The 23,306-nt window shown below is 41.0% G+C and carries 22 protein-coding genes and 2 tRNA genes; 18 read left to right on the top strand and 6 right to left on the bottom strand.

The features are described 5' to 3' along the window. Nucleotides 1-11: 11 nt before the first annotated feature. Complete coding sequence (locus CH365_RS01365) at nucleotides 12-230, bottom strand: ferredoxin (protein WP_100766811.1); 219 nt, start codon at nucleotides 228-230, stop codon at nucleotides 12-14. Nucleotides 231-485: 255 nt separating this feature from the next. On the opposite strand from CH365_RS01365, the gene lsa33 reads away from it, so the two are divergent. After that, the gene (gene lsa33 / locus CH365_RS01360; protein ID WP_100766810.1) at nucleotides 486-1,415 is read left to right on the top strand and encodes a surface adhesin Lsa33; all 930 of its coding nucleotides are present in this window, start codon (nucleotides 486-488) and stop codon (nucleotides 1,413-1,415) included. Between the two features lie 56 nt (nucleotides 1,416-1,471). On the opposite strand, the gene CH365_RS01355 is transcribed toward lsa33, so the two are convergent. Both CH365_RS01355 and queF read right to left on the bottom strand, forming a co-directional pair. Next, entirely contained in the window at nucleotides 1,472-1,735 is a 264-nt protein-coding gene (locus CH365_RS01355; protein ID WP_165782560.1) for a SemiSWEET transporter, read from the bottom strand. Continuing rightward, a complete protein-coding gene (gene queF / locus CH365_RS01350; protein WP_100710043.1) occupies nucleotides 1,735-2,148 on the bottom strand; it encodes a preQ(1) synthase in 414 nt (137 codons plus the stop codon). Before queF ends, CH365_RS01355 begins: the two co-directional genes overlap by 1 nt. A 96-nt stretch (nucleotides 2,149-2,244) precedes the next feature. Here queF and guaA point away from each other — a divergent pair, with 96 nt between their 5' ends. After that, nucleotides 2,245-4,056, top strand: a complete 1,812-nt coding sequence (guaA, locus tag CH365_RS01345) for a glutamine-hydrolyzing GMP synthase (protein WP_100766808.1) — start codon at nucleotides 2,245-2,247, stop codon at nucleotides 4,054-4,056. Between the two features lie 32 nt (nucleotides 4,057-4,088). Here guaA and CH365_RS01340 read toward each other — a convergent pair whose 3' ends face one another. Then, entirely contained in the window at nucleotides 4,089-4,526 is a 438-nt protein-coding gene (locus CH365_RS01340) for a DUF4505 family protein (protein WP_100766807.1), read from the bottom strand. 59 nt (nucleotides 4,527-4,585) lie between these two features. Here CH365_RS01340 and CH365_RS01335 point away from each other — a divergent pair. Further along, nucleotides 4,586-4,656: transfer RNA gene (locus CH365_RS01335), tRNA-Cys, on the top strand. Between the two features lie 17 nt (nucleotides 4,657-4,673). Then, a tRNA-Leu gene (locus CH365_RS01330) sits at nucleotides 4,674-4,760 on the top strand. Between the two features lie 3 nt (nucleotides 4,761-4,763). On the opposite strand, the gene CH365_RS01325 is transcribed toward CH365_RS01330, so the two are convergent. After that, complete coding sequence (locus CH365_RS01325) at nucleotides 4,764-6,734, bottom strand: O-antigen ligase family protein (RefSeq protein WP_100766806.1); 1,971 nt, start codon at nucleotides 6,732-6,734, stop codon at nucleotides 4,764-4,766. 105 nt (nucleotides 6,735-6,839) lie between these two features. Between CH365_RS01325 and CH365_RS01320 the strand changes: the two genes are divergently transcribed. The 9 genes from CH365_RS01320 (at nucleotide 6,840) to CH365_RS01280 (ending at nucleotide 16,448) form a co-directional block, all read left to right on the top strand. Further along, complete coding sequence (locus tag CH365_RS01320; protein WP_100766805.1) at nucleotides 6,840-7,739, top strand: glycosyltransferase family 2 protein; 900 nt, start codon at nucleotides 6,840-6,842, stop codon at nucleotides 7,737-7,739. 1 nt (nucleotide 7,740) lies between these two features. Beyond that, nucleotides 7,741-8,520, top strand: a complete 780-nt coding sequence (locus CH365_RS01315) for an LBBP_01157 family protein (protein WP_100766804.1) — start codon at nucleotides 7,741-7,743, stop codon at nucleotides 8,518-8,520. A gap of 2 nt (nucleotides 8,521-8,522) precedes the next feature. Continuing rightward, entirely contained in the window at nucleotides 8,523-9,110 is a 588-nt protein-coding gene (gene gmhA, locus CH365_RS01310) for a D-sedoheptulose 7-phosphate isomerase (RefSeq protein WP_100766803.1), read from the top strand. Between the two features lie 3 nt (nucleotides 9,111-9,113). Beyond that, on the top strand, nucleotides 9,114-9,899 hold the full coding sequence (locus CH365_RS01305) for an ATP-binding cassette domain-containing protein (RefSeq protein WP_100766802.1): 786 nt from the start codon (nucleotides 9,114-9,116) through the stop codon (nucleotides 9,897-9,899). Then, entirely contained in the window at nucleotides 9,883-11,358 is a 1,476-nt protein-coding gene (locus tag CH365_RS01300) for an FHA domain-containing protein (RefSeq protein ID WP_100766801.1), read from the top strand. The genes CH365_RS01305 and CH365_RS01300 overlap by 17 nt, the downstream gene beginning before the upstream one ends. Nucleotides 11,359-11,483: 125 nt before the next feature. Further along, complete coding sequence (gene leuC / locus CH365_RS01295) at nucleotides 11,484-12,881, top strand: 3-isopropylmalate dehydratase large subunit (protein WP_100766800.1); 1,398 nt, start codon at nucleotides 11,484-11,486, stop codon at nucleotides 12,879-12,881. Nucleotides 12,882-12,897: 16 nt separating this feature from the next. After that, nucleotides 12,898-13,524 carry a 3-isopropylmalate dehydratase small subunit gene (leuD, locus tag CH365_RS01290; RefSeq protein WP_100766799.1) on the top strand — a complete coding sequence of 209 codons (627 nt, stop codon included), beginning with the start codon at nucleotides 12,898-12,900 and terminating at the stop codon, nucleotides 13,522-13,524. 33 nt (nucleotides 13,525-13,557) lie between these two features. Next, nucleotides 13,558-14,559, top strand: a complete 1,002-nt coding sequence (locus tag CH365_RS01285; protein WP_100766798.1) for a PLP-dependent cysteine synthase family protein — start codon at nucleotides 13,558-13,560, stop codon at nucleotides 14,557-14,559. 5 nt (nucleotides 14,560-14,564) lie between these two features. Next, nucleotides 14,565-16,448 carry an AAA domain-containing protein gene (locus CH365_RS01280; protein WP_100766797.1) on the top strand — a complete coding sequence of 628 codons (1,884 nt, stop codon included), beginning with the start codon at nucleotides 14,565-14,567 and terminating at the stop codon, nucleotides 16,446-16,448. A gap of 3 nt (nucleotides 16,449-16,451) precedes the next feature. Here CH365_RS01280 and CH365_RS01275 read toward each other — a convergent pair whose 3' ends face one another. Next, nucleotides 16,452-17,078, bottom strand: a complete 627-nt coding sequence (locus CH365_RS01275; protein ID WP_100766796.1) for an NrsF family protein — start codon at nucleotides 17,076-17,078, stop codon at nucleotides 16,452-16,454. A gap of 124 nt (nucleotides 17,079-17,202) precedes the next feature. Here CH365_RS01275 and CH365_RS01270 point away from each other — a divergent pair, with 124 nt between their 5' ends. Genes CH365_RS01270 through ggt form a run of 5 tightly spaced genes read left to right on the top strand, consistent with a single transcriptional unit; the run spans nucleotide 17,203 to nucleotide 23,289 of the window. Continuing rightward, nucleotides 17,203-17,790, top strand: coding sequence for an RNA polymerase sigma factor (locus CH365_RS01270; RefSeq protein WP_100766795.1), 588 nt, complete (start codon nucleotides 17,203-17,205; stop codon nucleotides 17,788-17,790). A 3-nt stretch (nucleotides 17,791-17,793) separates the two neighbouring features. After that, nucleotides 17,794-18,966: a GNAT family N-acetyltransferase gene (locus CH365_RS01265; RefSeq protein ID WP_100766794.1), complete on the top strand. Its 1,173-nt coding sequence runs from the start codon at nucleotides 17,794-17,796 to the stop codon at nucleotides 18,964-18,966. Further along, a complete protein-coding gene (gene clpS, locus CH365_RS01260; protein WP_008590347.1) occupies nucleotides 18,963-19,286 on the top strand; it encodes an ATP-dependent Clp protease adapter ClpS in 324 nt (107 codons plus the stop codon). Before CH365_RS01265 ends, clpS begins: the two co-directional genes overlap by 4 nt. Beyond that, a complete protein-coding gene (clpA, locus tag CH365_RS01255) occupies nucleotides 19,283-21,526 on the top strand; it encodes an ATP-dependent Clp protease ATP-binding subunit ClpA (protein ID WP_100766793.1) in 2,244 nt (747 codons plus the stop codon). The genes clpS and clpA overlap by 4 nt, the downstream gene beginning before the upstream one ends. Next, the gene (gene ggt / locus CH365_RS01250) at nucleotides 21,526-23,289 is read left to right on the top strand and encodes a gamma-glutamyltransferase (protein ID WP_100766792.1); all 1,764 of its coding nucleotides are present in this window, start codon (nucleotides 21,526-21,528) and stop codon (nucleotides 23,287-23,289) included. Before clpA ends, ggt begins: the two co-directional genes overlap by 1 nt. Nucleotides 23,290-23,306: the final 17 nt, after the last annotated feature.

The following is a 23,306-nucleotide window of genomic DNA, read 5'->3' as shown; positions in this document are numbered from 1 at the left end:
TCGGGAAACGATTACTTTCTCCAGTGAATACATTCACCGGGACATTCATCCATCTCTTTCTGAACTGTTTTCCAATCTTCTTCAGGGATTTGAGCTTGGTTTACATTCTCTCCTCCGATATGAGTTTCGGAAGTATCGTTATCGTCCATTTGAAAGTACTTAGGTAGATTGTCTGCACACTGGTTGCAAGAAGTACAGTTGTCCTTGTCTACATAGGCTATTTTGGTCATTCTGTCACTCCTTTGGAACTTAATAGTTCGTCTATTTGGCGGTCTAGGGCTACAATTTCGAGACAGGGGCTATGGCGCAATACCTTTTCCATTCAGATTCCCCCATTGATTGCCAGTCTCAGCGGGATTTGAGCCTTTCTAGGAATTAGACAGGATGCTTCCCGAATAATTAAATAAACCCGAGTAAAAATGTGGACGGAAATTTCTTTCATCGATATTCTTCCCAAACCTATTTCAAGGGAGAATCAGAACTAAATGAAACGGATTGCCATAACCTTCTTTCTGGCCCTCAGCATTGTATTTGTAGATTGTAAGAAAGCCAAAGAAGATCTCCAAGGTGGAGTGATCACATTCACCAAAGGAACAGTAAAAATTTTCGATAATGCCGGGAAAGAAAAAGCAGTATCTATTGATACTTTCCTTCTACCGGAAGATAAGATAGAAACAGGAAAAGATTCTTATGCGGACCTTCAGTTGACTGAGGGAGTTTTAGTTAGGATCAAAGAAAACACAAGCCTTACTTTAAAGAAAATTTTTATAGATTCCGCAAACGGAGAAACCTTCGCAGATTTGGGGCTGACCAAGGGGAAAATTTTTACCAAGGTTGCGGGTAAGCTAACCAAAACTTCCAAGTTTACCGTTTCTACTCCTACAGTTGTAGCTTCCGTTAGAGGAACCGAGTTCATTGTAGAAGAATCCGGTAAAGGAACAAGCACAAGAGTTTCTGATGGATCGGTTGAAGTAGCAGACGCAGATAATCCTGAAAGCCAAGCGATTGCAGATGCAGGAGAAAACGTAAGCTCTAACGGAGATACATTCAAAGAACAACCTTTAACAGAAGATGAAACGCAAGAATTAAAAGATGATTCTGCGACTATCCAATCCATTACGGAAGAACAAAGAGCTCGTATCCAAGAGATCCTGAAAGATTTCCAGGAAAATAAAGCTCGGATCCTCCAAGGACTAGAAGAGCAAAAACAAAGAAATAGAGAACTGATTGAAGGCGCAAAAGAAGAAAATCGTAAACTTCTAGAAGAAGCTAAGAGTGCCGGAAAAGAAGAAAAAGAAGCCATCCAAAAGGCAGGCAAAGAAGAGAAAGAAAAAGTAAAATCTTCTATGGACGATGCCAAGAAGGAATTGGAAAACCAGCGTAAGTCTTTAAAAGACCAAGCAGCTCCTAAATAATTCAGATTTCCATTCTGGAAAAATAAAGGGCCGTTTCCGGAAGGGAGCGGCTTTTTTTATTCTTCTTCTTTGGAACGGAGTTTATACCAGAGAATTGTAGTGGTAAAAAGTAAGGTGAATGCATTTGCAAGAATGATCGGAAAATCATTCTTTAGGACCCCGTAACAAAGCCAGAAAAATACTCCCACGGAAAGAACCAGATACATATTCCTGGAAATATCCCTGGTCCTTTTTTCTAGGATCACTTTAATAAGCTGGGGAAGAAATGCCAGAGTGGTCAAAGTACAAGCTATAAATCCAAGTAAAGAAATCGGATCCATCATTTGCTTGTGTACTCTCTTGTGACTATTGTTTTGATCCCACCTCTTAGGTTATAATCTCCCTTAACCTTGATATATTTCGGATCTACAGATTGGATCAGATCTTCTAAGATATGATTTACCACGTTCTCATGAAAAATTCCCAGGTTTCGGTAGGCGAGAATGTACTCTTTTAGAGACTTTAATTCTATACATTTTGCTTTCGGTATATAGCTGATCTCTATCACTCCAAAATCAGGCAGTCCGGTTTTAGGACAAACTGCGGTGAACTCTGGAATGGTAAAATCGATTGTGTAATCCTTACCTTCGTACACATTGGCGAAAGATTCTATCTCGGGAAGTTTCAGACTGGGGATATGGTCCTGTCTTCCCTCATAAGCGGAAATTCCGATCGACTCTTGTTGATGGCTCATGATTCCCTCTTTAATAAAACCAGAGTTTTCCGGACTTTATCTCTGGGAATCTTTTTCCATCTCACTTTTAAAAGGAAACGTTAAGGATATCTTGGAATGAAGCACCAAAATGTAATTGGGATCGTGGATTTTGGAGGGCAGTACGCCCATTTGATCGCATCCAGAATTCGTCGTTTGGGGGCATATTCCGAAATTTTAGGCAATGACGAGCCTATCGAAACGTATTCCAAACTTTCAGGCATCATTCTTTCCGGAGGACCGGAAAGTGTATATGAACCGGATTCCCCTTCTTTACCTGTCGAAGTTCTAAAACTAGGAATTCCTGTTTTAGGGATCTGCTATGGCCACCAACTTATGATGAAACTTTTAGGTGGAGAAGTGAAAAAAGCGGGCATTGCTGAATACGGAAGAGCCGCTTTAGATTTTATTGATACATCCAAAACCCAATTACTACAAGGTTTTGCCGGTGGGGAAGTTGTATGGATGAGCCATGGAGACGAGGTGACTCGTTTGCCATCCGGTTTTACTCGCACTGCATCCAGCCAAGACTGCGAATACGCAGTGGTTGAAAATCCGACCCAAAAATGGTTCGGGATACAACTCCACCCGGAAGTGACTCATACGGAAAAAGGATCCGTTCTTTTAGAGAACTTTGTAAAAATTTCAGGGGCAGAAGGCACCTGGGATCTAAAACAATTTTTAGACCTAAAAGAGGCAGAATTACATTCTATCATTCCGCCTGACAAAAAAATCTTCTTACTCGTTTCCGGAGGAGTCGATTCCACTGTTTCCTACCTTCTTCTTTCCAGAGCTTTAGGAAAAGACAGAGTGAAGGGAGTCCTGATCGATACTGGATTTATGAGAAAGGACGAAGTAGCAAGTCTACAGGAAAAACTTTCTCCGCAAGGTATTCAGTTACATGTTCACGATTCTTCCGAACTTTTCTATTCCGCTCTAAAAGGTAAAAAAGATCCGGAAGAAAAGCGTAAAATTGTAGGAAATCTATTCTTACAAGCCCAAGCAGATTGTGCGAAAAGTTTAGGACTGAATGCAGACGAATGGTTACTCGGACAAGGAACCATTTATCCGGACACAATAGAAAGTGGCGGAACAAAACATTCTCATACAATCAAGACCCACCATAATCGGGTAGAAGCCATCCAAAAATTAATGGAAGAAGGCAAGGTAGTCGAGCCTATCAAGGACTTATATAAAGATGAGGTCAGGGAACTCGGGAATTACCTAGGACTTCCTAAAGAATGGACCGGAAGACATCCTTTTCCTGGACCGGGACTCGTGGTCCGAATGATAGCCCAAGAAAAACCGATCGAAGAATCCGTCCAAAAAAAGCTAGATGAACTGGTACGAACGGAAACTTCTCTAGAAGCAAAACTTCTTCCTGTGGCTTCTGTGGGTGTAAAAGGAGACCAAAGATCTTACGCGCATTGTGCTGCGATCTCGGGTGAAAAAAACTGGGACGAATTGGATAAAATTTCCACTGCTATCACAAACCAAATTTCTTCCGTAAATCGAGTTGTTTTATTTTTAGGAAAGTCTACGGACTTCAAAAAAGCAAATTTCAAATTCCAAGAAATCGATTTGGACAAAAAAGATTCGGATATTTTGAGAGAAGCAGATGCAGCGGTAGAGAAGGTCCTACAAAAAAGGAAAATCTACGACCAGATCTGGCAAATGCCTGTGGTACTTCTTCCTTTGGGCTCCGAATCTGGAAAAAGAAGTATTGTTCTTAGACCTGTGGATTCTCAGGAAGCAATGACCGCTAGTTTCTTCCGACTGGAAAAAGATGTTTTAGACGAGTTGGTCTCAGAAGTTTTAAAAGTTCCGGGGATAGAGTATCTGTTTTTCGATCTGACAAATAAACCTCCCGGCACGATAGAGTGGGAATAAATTCCACTCGAGTCAGAGCTTAATCAGAAAGATTAAGCTCTGAATTTTGGGATCTGGAATTTTCTCTCTTTCCAAATCAAATCCCAATTTTCAGGATTTTCTCTCCATTCTAACTCCGGATCCAAGAGTATTTCAGAGGAGATTCTTCCCCAGATTTCTTTTTGGAAAGGGTGGAGTAGATTTCCAAAAGAATCGAATTTTAAATTTTCCGGTTGGAATAAGATGCCTTTTTCTCCTCCATAATAGAGTTTATCTTCTATTCTATTTTTAAACAAAATCGGGTAATGTTCCGTTTGTACAAAATTCATTTCTTTCCCACAAGGTGAGATATAGGAATATTCCGGATATTTGCCGGTCCGATTTTTTTCTAGATGAGTGAAAAAGAAGTCTAAAAACTTTTTATCCGTTAGCTCGGAGTTCTCGTGGAAAAGTCTAGCATTCGAGTCGATTCGATAGAAATAGATCCTCAAAGTCTTTCCTCCACTTTTCTATTGACACCTTGCAGGTACACAAAATCATACCTCATATCGGCGTCGTGGCCAAGTGGTAAGGCATGGCTCTGCAAAAGCTTGATCCCCGGTTCGAATCCGGGCGACGCCTGGCAGAGTCTCTAAAACGCCTGGATGGTGGAATCGGTAGACACCCAGGACTTAAAATCCTGTGAGTTCACGCTCGTGCGGGTTCAAGTCCCGCTCCAGGTACCAACTTTACTCTAATCTAAAATCGCAAAGATCTCCTAAGTCTAAGACAGGCAGATCCATTGCGTTTTCCGGATTGGAACCTCCAAAACGGATCTTAAAACTCCTAAAAAATACGATATCCGGAAAGATCGTAATTTTAGAAAGCCCCAAGGTCTCTTTCCAAACGAAGGAATTCCAACCAGGTTTTAGACCCATCTCGCGAATTCCCAAATCGAACTTTCGATGAGACCAATAAAGTTTGTCTTCATCAAAGGATTCTTCTGAAAATACCGTGACGCTGGTTTGAGTCGGTGGATTTTTCCATTCGGGAGAAATATAGATCCCGAAAGAATAATTTTCTTCTCTCAGTTTTGCAGGATTCGGATATCTATGGGTGAGACAACCTTCTACAGAAAACTCCGAATTTCCTTCTGATGCAGGGACCGAAATAGTTTCTGAAATTCTTTTTTTTCTTTCCTCTGTCTGGTTTCTAAAAGGAAGGATTCTTCTTTCTATTTTTTTAGCAAGAAAGGAAGAAGAAGCAAAAACCTGTCTTCCATAAGCGAGTTCGGCCGGAATAGAAAGTCTCCAGATCCAAAAGGATGTGTTTAATAAAAATGTAAGAATTAAGAAGATTGTAGAGGCTTTAGAAAATTTAGAAGAAGTTTCCTTCTCTCTTCCCCATAAAATTCCAGCCAAGGCAAAGAAGGGAAGTGCGACCTCGTCATCCAAAAGATAACATTGGAAAAATCCCGCTACCCAGATAAATCCAACACCAACCAAAGGGAAATTCCCATCCTCTAAAGCGGACGAAGCAATTTTTCTAAATAAAAGATAGAAGAATCCAATCCATAAAATTCCGGAAAACCATCCGCCTACGATCGCAAATTCTAAAATATCATTATGAGCATGTTTGTTCGGAGTGATATACAACTCATACCAAAGTTGTTCGTTCTTTTGGATGAAAGTTTTGGATACTTCGGAGCTAGCTTCCTTAAATCTTCCTCCTCCTGTTCCTAAGATTGGATTTTTCGCAAGCAGGGGAAGGCTAAGCTTATAGATCCAGTATCTTTGATTTTCAGGCGTTTGGATCTCTGTGAGTTGTGCAAGAGTTCTTTGTAATAACCAATTTTTTTGGTAAAAGAATCGAACCGTTCCTCCAAGTCCGATTAAAAGTAAAATTACGATCGAAACTCTTGCGATAGTAATTCTTGGAAGTTTGCCATAGAAGTCCTTCCATTTACTTAGAATAAAATAAACGGTTACTGCAAGAACTCCTAACCATGCTGATTTACTTTGGTTGAGTAGAAATACCCATAACGCAAACAAGAGAAGGACACCGAATCCAATTATACGTTTTAGATCCTTCTCCTTTATTTTTCGTAAAAGTAGAAGAGCAAGCCCAGGAATATAAAAAGAAATTAATCCACCATAGGTCAAATGAGTGTTCATTAACCCGATCGGAAGGTAAGTCTCTAATCCGAAAAGTGGTCCTGCAGGATGTTGTCTTCTATCTCCTGGCGCAGGCGTAAAACCGTTTGAGATAAATTTTCCGAGTCTATACTCACTGAATACGGAAGCAATCCCAGTAATCAAAATGAGTAAAAAAGAGATCCACAGATATTTATAGATCAGCCTTCTATTCTTTTCCTCTGAAGAATGTACTGCGGCTATCGGAAAGAGGATGGAAAGCCAGAAATCTCCCGCCTCGGATTGCCTTGTAAATGTTTTCCAAAAATTGGAATATTCTTCCCAGTGAGCCAAAGATGAAATGAATACTAAAGCATAAGCTCCTAAAATAAAGGCCCAAGGAAAAAGGTAGGTTTTGGCATTTTGGAAATTCTCCTTAGGGGAGAATATAAAACAGAAAATGCTTAAGCCCGCCAGGACTTGAGACGCGGAAACAGAAAGAGGAAATGCTAGTAAGAATAATAATAAGGAATAGAATGAGATCTTCCCGGAAGTCTCAGAAATATCAGAAAAGAAGCCAGGTTTCACAGGTCCCCAGACTTTCCTTTTCCTCTCAGATTTCCAGAAAAAACCGCTGACAAAGAAGGAAAACCTCCTATTTTAGGAATTCATTCGCTTCGGCGATATTCACTTATGGCAGAATCCGTTAAAACCAAGGAATCTTCTTCCCCTAAAAAAAAGAAATCTAAAGCGAAGGCGCCTCAGAGCAGAAACGAGGTCCGGGAAAGATTTTTAAAAAAACTATCAGTCGCTATTATTACTTATAATGAAGAAGCAAATATCGGAGACTGTATCAAGTCCTGCAGGGATATCGCAGACGAGATCATCGTTTTAGATTCTAATAGCACGGACAAGACCAAGGAAATCAGCGAGTCCTTTCCAGAAGTGCGTTTTTCTTCCCAGAACTTTAAAGGGCATGTGGAACAGAAGAATGACGCGATTTCTCTCTGTAAGAATGACTGGATCCTGTCTCTGGATGCTGACGAACGACTTAGCGAGGAATTAAGAGATTCTCTTCGAGCGTTTTTAGAAAGTCCGGAAGATCCATCTTTGAATGGACTCAAAGCTTCTAGGCTTACCTTTCATATGGGGAGGTTTATCCGTTTTTCAGGATGGTATCCCCAAACTAAGTACAGGATTATTCGCAAGTCCAAGTCAAAATGGACAGGAGAAAATCCTCATGATTATTTGGTGGTAGAAGGAAAAGGCAAAAAGATCAAAGGGGATATCCTACATTATAGTTTTGCCGATCTTGCACAACAAGTAGATACGATCAATAAATTCTCTTCTATCGTTTCCTGGACTCGTTGGAAGAAGAATAAAAAATTCTCTCTGGTTCGCACGATTATCAAACCGTTCGGAAAATTTGTAGAGATCTATCTTTTTAAACTTGGGTTCTTGGATGGATTTCCCGGATTTACGATCGCTATCTCTTCTGCATATTCCACTTTTCTAAAAGAAGCAAAGGTCTACGAAATGGGGAAAAAATTGATCGAACGGCCATCTAATCTTCGAAAAGATTACGGGAAATAAAATGGCCAAGGGCAAACAAAAATTAGGTTTTTGGAATAAACTCTTTTTCTGGAGAAAGAAAAAGACGATCTCTACAGGATCTGAAAAGGAAGTAGTTAGAGATAGCAGAGGTTATACCTGGGAATTAAAAGACCTGAGAGAAAAAGCGGACCGCTTTTTTGTGACCCGTAAAAAACCTTCCGGTACTATTTTCGAAAATCCATCTTTAAAGCTGACCAAAAACAATCGTAATCTATTCCGTTTAGAAGGTAAGGAAAAATCCGGCAGAGAATATTCTTTAGTTGTCTCCACCGGGAACTACCTAACGGAGCAGGGCGGAAAGATCAGTGGAGTGATTTTTTTAGGAGAAGCCGACTTAAACCGTTTATTGAGCGCGGACCATAAAAGTCTAAAGAGTATCTTATCTGGGATCAATACTCCGAATTGGGACGAGGAATCTTGGGCGGTTCTGCAAGAGGAGCCGGACTTAAAACGTTCTTCTGAATCTTGGAAAGAAATTTTGAATTGGGATCCGATCTGGAAGCAACAGATATTGATCAATCTCAGGCCCAGCACGATCGCAGTATTATTGATATTTTTAGGAAAAGAATTCGAAGATATTTTTCAGGCAAATTCTTCTGAAAGAGTAAAACAGATCGTTTCTAAAGAATTGTATTTTTTAAATGTGAGCGGGAACAGGAATTCTCCGCATTCCGAAAATTTGACACTGTATGAATTTGATTCCGCCAAAAAGGAATTCGAGTCGGTACTTTCCAAAATTCGGTCTAAAAAGGATAAATGAGAATGAACTTAAAAGAAATCGCATCCAAACAGATACAGGACTCGATAGAGACCAAAAAAGCAGTATTGGATACACTTCTTCCGGAGATTGAAGAGGCAGGAAAAATTGCTTCCGAAGTATTAAAAAAAGGGAATACGATCCTTTTTTGCGGGAATGGCGGTTCGTCCTGCGATGCTTCTCATATAGCTGCAGAACTTGTGGTTCGTTACAAATCAGGAAATGAAAGAAGAGCGCTTCCTGCTTTATCATTGTCCGCCGATTCAGCGGTGCTCACAGCTTGCTCCAACGATTACGGATATGAATTCGTATTTTCCCGTCAGGTAGAAGCATTCGGAAAACCGGGAGATCTGCTCGTTGGACTTTCCACTAGTGGGAATTCCAAAAACGTGATCGCTGCCTTGGAATCCGCCAAAGAGATAGGGATGAAAACGATCTCTTTCTTAGGAGGAGACGGTGGAAAAATGAAAGGAATGGCGGACTTGGATTTGATCATTCCCAGAAAAGAGACAGCGCGTATCCAGGAATCCCATATTCTGATCGGTCATATTCTTTGTTCCATCGTGGAATACGAACTCTTTCAGTTAGGATAAAACTTGGAGAGGACTTCTTCAGAACCCATTCTTTCTATACAAGATCTGAATGTAAAAATCGGGTCTTCTCATATTCTTAAAAACTTCAATCTGCAACTTTTTAAAAAGGAAATACATGCATTGGTAGGAGAATCCGGAAGCGGAAAATCCACATTTGCAAATACGGTTCTAGGACTTCCAAATGAAGAAGCCTCCGTGTCCTGGGAAAAATTTTCAATATTCTCCGAAAATATACCGAGCGGAGATTTTTCTCTATGGAAAAATTGGCGAGGAAAACGGATCAGTTTGATTCCGCAAACTGCAGCGATCGGACTTCATCCATTCTTGAGTGTCGGATCTCAGATCCTGGAATATTTTTCGATCATACAACCTGAGTTTGCAAACGAAGAAACTTGTATCCGTTTATTAAAAGAATTCGGACTTTCCGATCCGGCGGCCGCATGGAAGGCGAGGCCTCATCAACTTTCTGGCGGAGAAAGACAAAGAATTTTAATACTACTTTCGGTGTATTCAGGTGCGGAACTTATCCTCGCAGACGAGCCCACATCCGCTCTGGATCCGAATACAGGAAAGGCAATTCTGGAACTTTTGCGAACCAGGGTAAAAGATATGGGAGCAGGGCTTCTATTTATCAGCCATGATCTTAGTTCTGCTAGGGACCTGGCCGATACTATAACTGTGATGAGAAGTGGAGAAAAACTCGAGACCCTAAGAAACCAAGGCGGGTCTTGGGAGCCACATTTGGAGTATTCCAGAAAACTGTTTACTTTGGATGAAAATCCCGCTTAAATTGCAAAATCTTATGATCCGGTCCTTCTTCGTTTACTTTCTGATCTTAGCGGCTAACGTTTATCCGTCGTTCGTCGGTGCAGAAAGTATCCATCTGGAAGAATATGATATTTCCAGATATCCTAAAGTGGAATTAAAGCTGAGAGCTAGTAAAGGTGTATCCTTAGATCAGGAGATTCTTACTGTTTCAGAACAAAAAGAAAATCGCTCTAGAAGAGTAGGTCCTCTTAAGATCCATAGACCGGAAGGCACAAGGCCAGTTCATATTTATCTGATCACACAGATGACAAATTCATTCGATCATAATGTGCAAGCCACAGAGATCTTAAAAACAATTGTTGAAAGAGCGGATTCTGCAGATCGTTTCAGCTTCGTATTTTTTACGGACGACGTATTCTTCTCCAAAGACGACTTAAGTAAATCGGATGCTTTGAAAGAAGCTAAGGTTCCTGGTGGGAAGTCCAACAGGAATACTTCTGCAAATCTGGATTATGTTTTTCAAAAGATCTCTCCTCATTTGAAAGAAACTGATTATATTCTGACCATTTTTTATGATCAGGATCTCATCCCATCCAACGAGGCTCAGAATGGGGAATACACTCCGAATATTCCTATCAATGTTCTTTCATTTCCTTCCAATGGTGGAAAATTTTTGGCCAAAAGATATGGTGGAACATTCTACTCTTTGATGAGTCCTGATTTTAGGACGCAAGCTTTCGGGGACCTGGATTATTTCAGAAAAGAACCCTGGTCTTTGGTTTACGAATCTCCTTTCCAAGACGAATGGCAGTTCCAGGGAAGCGGTAATTTGGAAGTGGAACTGGAAACTAAAAATTCCAGACGACTGAGCTTTTCCTATGATCTTCCATTCCAAACTAGACTGGCAGTTTTCTTATTACATCCTTCTATCTTTCTTCCAAGTTTTACATTCTTATTAGTTCTTACTTTGGTTGCTCTTATCGTAGTCCTGAAAAAAGGAAAAAAGCAGATTCCAGAGGGAACTGTGAGTGCGGAAGAGAGACTTCATACGATTGAATTCGAACAAGATGCTTACCGTAAAATGTACGGCAACCAATACCAACTTGTTTACTCCGAAGAAGATCGAATCGAAACGGAAAGGGCAGCCCCGGTCGCTTTAAAAGAATTCGAACAAGGTGAATCTTATGAAAAGGCTACCCTTGTTTTTAAAGAAGGAAGAAATCCTGGTAAACAATACTCTCTTGCAAGAGCGGAGACAAATATTGGAAATTCCGACCTTTGTGATCTAGTCTTATACGAACAATCTGTCAGTAAAAATCATGCTAGGATCAGAAAAGTACGTAACCGGTATATTCTATATGATCTGGTCTCCGAGTCCGGGACCTTCTTGAACGGTAAAAAAATTCTGAGACCCAGGATCTTATACGATTTTGACGAGATAGGAATCGGTAAAGCTTTGCTAGTTTTCCGAGGCAAATGATAGATTCGGGGCCTTCTTCCCGGAACCTTCTTTACGAAAAACCCCTGATTTTTAGCATGGAAGAGAGCTTCCTCAAGGAAGTCTAATCTTTACTCTTGAATTACCCCCTGGGGGATCTGCAAACCATGAAAACGATGTTCGAAAAAATCTGGGAAGACCATCTGGTCAGTGAAATGGACGGAGGGTCCTATCTTATTTATATAGACCGCCATCTGATCCATGAGGTAACGAGTCCCCAGGCTTTTGACGGTATTCGTATGGCCGCAAGAAAGGTAAGACGTCCAGAAGCTACTTTTGCTACCATGGACCATAACGTTTCCACTCGGATTCGTGACCTGGAATTAGCTGATCCGATCTCTGCGAACCAGATGAAAACTCTTATCAAGAATTGTAATGAGAACGGAATTACTCTTTATGACCTAAATCATCCGGATCAAGGTATCATTCATGTGATCGCTCCTGAGATGGGACTCACTCATCCAGGTATGACGATCGTTTGTGGAGACTCTCATACTTCTACTCACGGTGCATTCGGTGCTTTAGCTTTCGGAATCGGAACGTCCGAAGTAGAGCATGTGCTTGCTACTCAGACTCTTATGCAAAGAAGAGCAAAAACAATGGAGATCAGAGTAGATGGTCAACTTTCTCCTCATGTAACCGCTAAAGATATCGTTCTAGCGATCATCGGAAAAATCGGTACCGGTGGAGCAACAGGATACGTAATCGAATATAGAGGTTCCGCAATTTCTTCCTTAAGTATGGAAGCTCGTATGACTGTTTGTAATATGTCTATCGAGGCGGGAGCAAGAGCAGGACTGATCGCTCCGGACCAAACCACTTTTGATTATCTGAAAGGAAAAGATTTCGCACCTAAAGGTGCAGAATGGGATCTGGCCGTCCAAAAATGGAAACGTTATGTTACAGACGATGGAGCAAAATTTGATACTAGTATCGTATTAAAAGCAGAAGAGATCGCTCCTCAAGTGACCTGGGGAACTTCTCCTGGACAAGTTGTTCCTGTGACAGGAATCGTTCCTGATCCAAAAGACGCTCCTGACGCTGTAGAAAAGATCAGTATCGAAAATGCACTTAAATATATGGACCTGAAACCTGGACAAAAGATGCAAGATGTCTTTGTTAATAAGGTTTTCATCGGTTCTTGCACAAACTCCAGGATAGAAGACTTGAGAGTGGCTGCTACAACCGTAAAAGGTAAGAAGGTTTCCGATAAGGTTCAGGCTATCGTAGTCCCTGGTTCCGGAAGAGTGAAACGCCAAGCGGAAGCAGAAGGACTGGATAAAATTTTTATAGAAGCAGGCTTCGAGTGGAGACAACCAGGTTGTTCCATGTGTCTTGCTATGAATGACGACGTTTTACAACCTGGAGACAGATGTGCTTCCACTTCCAATCGTAACTTCGAAGGAAGGCAAGGAAAAGGTGGAAGAACTCATCTAGTCGGTCCTGCTATGGCTGCTGCAGCTGCGGTCGAAGGACATTTTGTAGATATTCGCAACTGGAAATAAAGGAACCTGGATTTATATGAAAGCTTTTACTCAACACGAAGGTTTAGCGGTCTTAATTGATCGCCCTAATATAGATACGGACGCTATCATCCCGAAACAATTTTTGAAAAAGATTGAACGTACCGGTTTCGGTGTTCATCTATTCCACGATTGGAGATACCTGGACGATGAGGGAACCAAACCAAATCCTGAGTTTTCTCTCAATTTTGATAGATACAAGGGAGCTTCTATCCTTGTCACCAGAGACAATTTCGGATGTGGTTCTTCCAGAGAGCATGCTCCTTGGGCATTGGAAGATTACGGATTTAGAGCGATTATTGCTCCTTCTTACGCGGATATTTTTTATAATAACTGCTTCAAAAATGGTATGCTTCCGGTCGTATTAAAGCCGGAAGAAGTGGACGAAATTTTCAAGATCGTGGATAAGACTCCGGGAGCTAAAATTAAGATCGATCTGGACAAACAGAATGTGATCAGTCCTTCCGGAAACGTATACAGTTTCGAAGTGGACTCTTTCCGTAAGTATTGTTTGTTCAACGGTTTGGACGATATCGGTTTAACTTTGCAGCATGCAGCAGAGATCTCTACTTACGAAGAGAAAAATCGAAAAGACGTTCCTTGGTTGTACGCTTCTCATAAGTAATTTTCTAAATAGATCACAGGACCCTAGAAGACTATGTTCGACGAAATTTCCCGTTCCATCGATGAATTCGGCAATAGCCTTCTTGGGGCTTTGAATACTGTCCAAAACACATTTGGACGGGAACTTAGTGTAGCAAAGCCGATCAAGGAGAATGTTCTCCAAATGATCGGAAACACTCCTCTGATTCGACTCAACCAAATCGGTTCTCATATCCCGAATGTAGAAATTTATCTCAAGGCAGAATTCTGCAATCCTACCGGAAGTGTAAAAGATAGGACTGCACTTTCTATGGTGCTTGCCGCAGAAAGAAGAGGAGAGCTAAAACCAGGCGGTTCTATTTTCCAAGCGGGGTATAATACTACTGCAATTTCTTTAGCCTGGATCTCTACTCTTCGCCAATACAAGTTCAAGGTATTTTTGGCTCCCGATACGGATCAGGAAAAGATCAAAGAATTAAAATCCTACGGTGCATTGGTAGAAGTGGTCCAGCTTGCAAAAGGTAACTGGGACGATTCTCTTTTAGAAACTGCAAAGGCAGCCAAAGATAAAGAGAAAAATAGCGTGATCTTGAATGAATTCAAGGACATGGCAAATACGAATGCACATTTCTTATTTACTGGGCCTGAGATCTGGAGAGATCTTGCTGGGAATGTAGATGCATTTGTTGCGGGAGGAGGATCTGGCGGAACTCTTTCCGGTGTAGGAAGATATTTAAAAAGTAAAAAACCTTCTCTAAGAGTCATTATGGGAGTGAGTAAAAATTCCCGCTTCATTCGCAAAATGGTACAGGGAGATTCAGGGATCAGACTTCCTGAGTCCTTCGATCCAAAAGTGACTGACCAGTACATTGGAGTGGATCGAGACGAGGCACTTCGGTACCAATCGGAACTTTACCAAAAAGAAGGGATTTTTGCAGGACTGACTACCGGGACCACACTTGCTTCCGCAATTCATTATGCGGAAAGTCTTCCTACTAGAGAAGATCAAAAAACTCCCAGCTATAAGATCGTAGTACTTTCTCCTGACCGACTCTAATTGGAATGGAAGAATCTTATTATTCCGCCTTACGTGAATCTTTAAAAAAAGAAAGAAAGGCGGAGCTTGATAAGTATAAGGAAGAGATTTCTTCTTCTGATCTGAACAAAAGAGTCCAAGATGGATTCACCGTATTTCCTTTAGTATTCGAAGACGCAGAACTCGGTGCCGACGGGAATTGGAAAGTTTTACTTAAATCCACAAAGTCCAAAAATATTCCGGAACTATTCAGACCAGGCACGCCTGTACGTATCGTAAAAGAATCAGAAGAATATATCTCGGTTCTACTGAAAGCTCAAGAGGATTCGTACCTGGTGTATATGGAAGAAGTCCCGGACTGGGTAGAAGAGGGTAAACTTGCGCTGGAGATCCTTCCGGACGAGACAAGTTTTAAAGAGTGGGACCGTGCACTTGAAAAAGTCATTTCTGCTAAAAAAGGTTCTAGGGAAAAATACTTTGCGGATCTATTTTCCAATCAATTAGAAGTATCTAAACCGAATTTTAAACCTCTTCCCAATCTTCCGGATACTCTGAATGATTCCCAAAAGAGAGCGGTTTCCGCAATTTTACAAACGGAAGATTTTATTTTAGTCCACGGTCCTCCCGGAACCGGTAAGACCAAAACGATCGTAGAAGCAATCCGACTCTTGGCTTCCGATGGGAAAAGGATTCTTGCTTCTGCCCCTACAAATTCCGCTTCCGATCTACTCGTGGAATCCTTGGAGAAGTTGAAGGTCCCGGTTTTAAGGATTGGTCATCCCGCTCGAATGCATCCCGATATTATTCAAAATTCTTTGGAGATGAAATTAAATCATTCTCCGGAAGCGAAGCTAATAGAAAGGGACAGGAAAGAAGTCCAAGAGTTATTGAAGAAGGCCCGCAAATACAAAAGAAGTTTCGGCAAACAAGAAGCGGAAGAAAGAAGAAGTCTTTATAAAGAAGCAGACGCACTTCGAAAAAGTATTAAAGAAAGACAGAAGGTCCTGATCCGGTATCTGTTGGAGTCCCATCCGGTAATCGTATGTACACATACCGGAGCTTCTTCTTACCAACTTCATAATTTAGATTTCGATTATGCGATCCTAGACGAGGGCAGCCAGGCTATAGAACCTTCTTCCTGGATCCCTATTTTAAAAGCAGAAAGATTTGTAATTGCAGGAGATCCATTCCAGCTTCCTCCTACTGTGATTTCCGAGGATCCATTACTTAAGGTTTCCTTAATGGAGAGGCTTCTTCCTGTTTTCCAAGACAAAGAAAGAATATTTCTATTGGACACTCAGTATAGGATGACCGATCCGATCCAGACATTTCCGAACCGTAAGTTTTACGGGGATCGATTGAAGTCAGGACTAGAACAAAACCTTAGAGAAAAAATTCCCTTTGATTCTGGAGAACCGTTCGGTTCTAGTTTGGTATTTTTGGATAGTTCCGGAACGGATAGCGCGGAAGAAAATTCGGAAGGAAGTTTGGGAAATCCTTGGGAAGCAGAATTTACAGTGAACATCGTAAAAAGAATTTTGGATTCCGGATGGGATCCTAAAAATCTGATCTTACTTTCTCCCTATAGATACCAAAGATATCTACTAAAACGAAAATTAGAGGAAATTATCCCGGAGCATTCTTCTCTGTTAGAAGTAGAGACTGTAGATTCTTTCCAAGGAAGAGAATCTGATGCAGTGATTTTTAGTTTGGTCCGTTCCAATCCGGAAGGTCAGATCGGATTTTTGGCCGAGACCAGAAGATGGAATGTGGGAATGACTAGAGCCAAAAAACTTTTAGTGATGGTAGGCGACGGTTCCACCCTTGGACAGAACGAATTTTTTAAAGACTTACTCGAAACGGTAGAATTGGCCGGAGAACTCAGGACCGCTTGGGAGTTTTTAGACTAAAACCTACCAACTGAATTTTTTTCGGATCGGAATATATAAAACCCCGATCCAAACCAAAGTGAATGCAAGGTGAGAGATCAAAATATGGGAAGGATCTTGAACGGAGCATACGAACTTCAGGCATAAATTGGAACTTGCTAATAAAAGATTTAAGAATAGAAATCCGGAAAGCCCCGGACGGGAACTCGCCGTATTTTTTAAAAGAAACCAAGCACCTCCTCCCAATAGAATCGAAGTGCTCATAATAATTGCAGGACAGAGACCTAGATGAATATGGGTAGGAACTTCTTCCGTAAATAACCGACTTAGTACTAGTACGATCCAAGCGAATAGGGAAACACCTGCCGCCCAAAAGATCCAACTAGAAGTTTCCTCAGGAAAGGCAAGTTTACAGAAAAGATAAGCGGAGAAAATTCCCCAGACTAATAGCAATATTGGCTCAGGTCCCCAACCTGGAAATGCATTCACCCTGCCAGTTAGATTAGAAGCGGTCCAACCCAGGATTACTGCCAAAACTACTAAGCCCAAACAGGAGAGAAAAAGGGTATAAATGTTCAGACTCCCTTTTTCCAGGTCGGAACTTAATGTTTGGATCAGTTTTTTGGTCTTATCCGATTCTGAATTTGACATACTTCCTCCTGGTTTAGATTTTCCGCATAGGTGTAAGAAAGATTGGACATCCTTAAAAAATCCAGTCCAATAGCTTTCTTTATACGACTCATTAATCTATTCGAGTCAAACTGCATAAGGTTACATGGCGGAAAAGCAAGATATCTGGCAAATTCTTTCGGAAAGAATGCGCATGTCCCAGGAAGGAGATTCCAAGGAATATGAACTCCTACTTTCCAAATGCAGGGAAATTTTAAACAATCATTTAAGCTCCAAGGTTCGTGACAAGGAAGATAGAGAGGATCTGATTCAGGATATTTTGATCGGTATCCATAAGGCCAGGGCTACTTATAGAAGGGATAAACCCTTTGCGCCTTGGTTTTTCTCCATCGCCAGATACAAGACCATAGACTATATCCGCAGGAAGGGGACCAGAGACAGAATGGTTTCCACGGAAATGGAAGGTTTTGCCCAGGAGGAAAAAATTTCGATAGAGGATCGGTGGGAAGTCCAACAAGGACTGGAATCCTGGCTAAACGTCTTAGAACCCAGACAAAGAAAGATCCTGACCATGGCAAAACTGGAGGGAAAATCCGTTAGAGAGATTTCCGAAACCACTGGTCTTTCAGAATCGAACGTAAAAGTGATCGTCCATCGTTCTCTGGAAAAGTTGAAACGATTTTTTTCGGAGTCTGAGAGAACGATAGAAGGCTCCAAGACGTCCAAGAAATAGAAAATGCCCAATAAAACGCAGATCTCCAGGATATCCTCTCTAAATGAAATTTCTGCGGAGGAATGGAATCTTTTAGGAGATCCAGAAAATCCTTTTTCGAATCATGAGTTTTTATATTCTCTAGAACTTTCTTCCTGTGTAGGCGGAAGGACCAGTTGGCATCCTGAGTATTGGATAGCGGAAGACGAGAAGGGAATACATTCTTCTCTTCCTTTTTATCATAAGTATGATTCTTACGGTGAGTATATTTTCGATCATTCTTGGGCAAATTTTTTCTCTCAGAACGGACTTTCTTATTATCCTAAAGGTCTTGTTGCTTATCCATTCACTCCTGTGAACGGTAAGAAAATTTTAAGAAGAAATAATGTATCTGCAGAAGAAGCGTTGGATCTCCTACTTCCACCTCTATTAGAAAACGCGAAAGCAGAAGGACTCTCGGGCATCCATTTTCTTTTTTTAGAGGAAGAAGAAGCTAAGGCCTTGGAAAAAAGGGGATTTGCCACTCGGATCACTCACCAATTCCATTGGAAGAATAGAGGTTATACAGGTTTTGAAAATTTTTTAGGAGATTTTAGATCTAAGAAAAGGATACAGATCAAAAAAGAAAGAGAGACCATTAAAGAATCAGGGATCAAGATTTTATGTAAAGAAGATAAGGAAATTTCCGAAAAAGATATGGATTCCATCTATACTTTTTATACGGAGACCTATTCCAGAAAATGGGGATCTCCTTATTTAAATCGTAAATTTTTTAAAATCATTTTGGAGAAATTTTCCCAAAATCTGGTATTATTTTTAGCTGAGAAGGACGGAGACACGATAGGCGGCACATTCAATCTGAAAAAAGGAAAGAAATTGTACGGTAGATATTGGGGATCTTCTTCACATTATCCTTTTTTACATTTTGAATGTTGTTATTATGCTCCTATTGAATATGCGATCAAGAATGGTTTTGAAATTTTTGAAGCAGGCGCTCAGGGAGAACAGAAGTTTTTAAGAGGATTTCCCGCCGTTCCTACTTATAGTTCTCATTTCATTTTCCATGACCAGGCTCGAAATGCGATTGAACGTTTTTTAGAAAGCGAAAGAATGCATATGCAAGAAATGATAAAGGAAACCAATCTTTCTTCTCCATTGAAGGACGAGGCCCTACGGGGAGAATCCGAAGAACAATGAGTGATTTAAAGACCGAAGAACAGGTTCTCACCAAAGAGAAACTGAAACTTAAAAAACCAGCTAAATACAGAGTAGTGATCTTGAACGATGATTATACTCCGATGGAATTTGTGGTTTGGATCTTAAGAGTTGTATTTTATAGAACCCAGGTCGAGAGCGAGCAAATTATGCTACAGGCACATACGACCGGAAAGGCTCTTTGTGGAGTCTATTCTCATGACGTTGCCAGAACAAAAGTGAACGAAACTCATATGCTCGCAGAGGAACATGGACATCCTTTGCATTGCCAGATGGAAATAGAAGAGGGGGAAGAATCATGACCTTATCCGAAGAACTGGAAAAATCTCTTAACCAAGCAAGAACAGAAGCCCTCAAAAGAAGAAATGAATATATCACTCTTGAGCATATCCTTCTTTCCTTAACTTACGATCCAGTCGGGGCAGAAGTGCTTCTTGCCTGCGGAGCAGATCTAGACCAGTTACGTTCTGAGTTAAAAGAATATTTAGATACTGAAATGGAGTCGGTTCCTGAAACATTCGGAGAGATCGAACCTGAATATACGATAGGTGCACAAAGAGTCCTTCAATTAGCCGCATTTCATGTTCAGTCCACCGAAAAGAAAAAATTGGACGGTGGTTATGTACTCGCCTCCTTGTTTAGAGAAGATCAATCTCATGCAGTCTTTTTCTTAGGAAGACAGGATATTTCCCGCTTCGATGTGGTACGTTATATTTCTCATGGGATCAAAAAATCAGGAGAGAAGGTGGGTGAAGGAAATTCTACCGACGAATCTTCCAAAAAACAAAGTGGGGACCCTTTATCCGATTTCTGTGTGAATCTGACTGAAAAAGCAAGCCTAGGAAAATTAGATCCTTTGGTTGGAAGAGCAGAAGAGATTGAAAGAACGATCCATATTCTTGCAAGAAGAAGAAAGAATAATCCAATCTTCGTAGGAGATGCAGGAGTCGGAAAAACCGCAATCGTAGAGGGACTTGCTCTTCAGATCGTAAACGGAAAGGTTCCGGATGTATTAAAGAATACGAAAGTATATTCCTTGGATATGGGACTTCTTCTTGCGGGAACCAAGTTCCGAGGAGAATTCGAAGAAAGACTGAAGAATGTTGTTCAGGCAATTTCTTCCGACCCGGATAATGTACTATTTGTGGATGAGATCCATACCATCATAGGTGCCGGTGCAGTTTCTGGTGGGTCCTTGGATGCTTCTAACCTTTTGAAACCTGCACTTTCTAACGGAGAGCTTCGTTGTATTGGAACTACAACATATAAGGAATATAAAGCGATCTTCGAAAAAGATCATGCTTTGTCTAGAAGATTCCAAAAATTAGAAGTAAACGAGCCGAGTGTAGAAGAGACCATCCAGATTTTAAAAGGACTTCTTCCTAAATACGAACAATTTCACTCCGTAAAATATTCTTCGGGGGCGGTAGAAGAAGCGGCAAAACTCGCAGAACGTTATATCTTAGATCGTAAACTTCCCGACAAGGCAATCGATCTCATAGACGAAGCGGGCGCAAAAGTAAAACTGAGAGAAAGTTCTAAGTCAAAAATCGTGAGCGTAAAAGAGATAGAGGAACTTGTAGCAAAAATTTCTAAAATTCCTCCACGCACGGTTAAGGCGGACGATAGAGAGAAACTCAAAAACCTAGACGAAGAATTAAAACGTAAAATTTACGGCCAGGACCAGGCAGTAATAGAACTGGTACAAGCAATCCGACTTTCCAGAAGTGGATTATCCGAGCCGGGAAAACCTGTGGGTTCCTTCTTGTTTGCAGGCCCTACGGGTGTAGGAAAAACCGAATTGTCCAAACAACTCGCGGCTATCCTGGGAGTGGAATTTATCAGATTTGATATGAGCGAATATATGGAGAAACATACAGTTTCCAGACTGATCGGCTCTCCTCCTGGTTACGTGGGTTTCGAGCAGGGAGGCCAATTGACGGATGCGATCGTTCGCACTCCACATTGTGTTCTTCTATTGGATGAGATCGAGAAAGCTCATGAAGATATTTATAATATCCTTTTGCAGATCATGGACCACGCAACTCTAACTGATAATAACGGTAGAAAAGCAGATTTCAAACAAGTGATTCTGATCATGACCACAAATACAGGTGCAAGAGAAAGAGCTTCTAATCCATTAGGATTCGATAATACTGCTTTGGTTGACAGAGGATTAAAGGCTATCGAAAAGCAATTTTCTCCAGAGTTTAGAAATAGGCTTACTGCGATCATTGAATTCTCTTCTTTGGATGAAGGCACAGTTTCTAAAGTGGTTCGTAAACAATTGGAACTTCTGGAAACCAGATTAAAAGAGAAAAGTATCCAACTTCATTATGGAGAAGAAGTTCTAATTTGGATCGCAAAAAAATCCTATGATCCTCTTTTCGGGGCAAGGCCGGTCCAAAGGTGGATAGATTCCAATATTTCCAAAAAACTCTCGGAAGAGATCCTGTTTGGAGAATTAAAAAACGGCGGGGATGTGAATTTGGAAATACAAAACGAGGAACTGAAATTAGTCTTCCGTTCTAGAGAAAAATAATGTCTTTTAGAACGGTTAGACCTAGTCCCAAAAGTTTCCTCATATTTTCCATTCTAGTTCTTCTTGTTTTTGGTGCTTGCAAGAAGAATGTACTATTCATCGAAGGAAGAGAAGTTTCTACCCAGAACCTTGTGGCTCCTAAGTTCGGGATAGATCCAAACACTCTATTTGCAGAATCCAAGAAGATTATGATATCTACGGATTCGGTCGACGCTTCCAAGGTTGGACTGGAAATTTATAAAAAGGGAGGGAACACAATCGATGTGGCTGTCGCTTCTTCCTTTGCAGTTTCCGTTACCCGACCTTCTTCCACAGGGATTGGCGGTGGTGGATTTTTAGTCTATCATCACGCTAAATCCGGAAAATCATACGCTTTCGATTTTAGAGAGAGAGCGCCTTCTTTAGCAAATCGTAATATGTATAAAGGACGTCCTAAGGAAGAATCCTTACTCGGTTACAAATCCGTAGGTGTTCCTGGTATGGTGGCCGGCCTTGTGCAAATCCAAAAAAAGTTCGGTAAACTTCCCTTAAAAGATGTTTTGGCCCCTGCGATCCGATTGGCAGAAGAAGGATTTATCGTATATCCGGATCTTTCAGAAGCAATCCAAGAATCGGAGAAAGACATGAGTCCTGGAATGAAGAAGATCTTTATACCAGGCGGAAAAATCCCTGAGTCCGGAGATATACTAGTCCAGAAAGATCTCGCAAAAACTCTTAAGGTCATTTCTGAAACGGGAGACAAGGATTTTTATACGGGGGAGATCGCAAAAGCACTCTCGGCAGAAGTTTCCGCAAATGGCGGCGCTATTCATTTTAATGATCTGAAAAATTATAGAGTAAAAGAAGAAAAACCTTTAGAGATCATTTACAGAAATTATAATATTCAAACCATGTTTCCTCCTTCTTCCGGAGTTCATCTTTTCACTATGTTAAAGATGCTGGAAACAAAAGAGTTACACTCCATGTTCGATTTTTCCCAGAGTGATTATTATCATTTCTTGGCAGAAGTTATGAGAAGAGGGTATTCTGATCGGGCCGTTCTCGGCGGAGATCCGGGATTTACAAAGATCCCAGTGGATACATTAATTTCTTCCGAATATGCCAAAGAGAAAATTTCGGACTTCAATCCTGGGAAGGCCACTCCTAGTTCCACATACTTAAGTAGATTGAACTTAAAAGCGGAATCTCCACAGACCACTCATATCTCAGTCGTGGATGCGGAAGGGAATGCTGTTTCTACCACACATTCTATCAATTATAGATTTGGTGCAGCCGTAGTTTTGGATGGATATGGTTTTGTTCTGAATGATACAATGGATGATTTTAGTCGTTCTCCTGGAGAGCCTAACGTATATGGTCTCATTGGGGCAGAGGCGAATTCTATCCAGCCTGGAAAAACACCTTTGAGTTCCATGTCTCCTACGATCGTTTTAAAAAATGGAGAGACATTTTTAGTCACAGGTGCACCTGGCGGGTCTTATATAGTAAATGCTGTTTTACAATCTATACTGTTTAGTTTAGATCTTAATCTTACATTATATGAGTCCGTTGCAAGAGGAAGAATTCATCATCAGTTTTTTCCCGACGCACTTTCTATAGAAGGGGCTGCAACGGATACTGCTACATTCAACCAACTGAAGGCCAAAAAACATGAAGTCCGGCTTGGAAATAATATGGCAAAATTATTCTGCGTAAAAAGAGAAAATGGAACATTGTACGGTGCCGCGGATCCAAGGGGAGATGGAATCCCTTTGGGAGAATAATATTAAAAAAAGTGTTA

The organism is Leptospira neocaledonica (assembly GCF_002812205.1).
GTDB lineage: Bacteria > Spirochaetota > Leptospiria > Leptospirales > Leptospiraceae > Leptospira_B > Leptospira_B neocaledonica.
The sequence above is the reverse complement of the archived record's forward strand: the minus strand, read 5'-3'. Positions and strand labels throughout refer to the sequence as shown.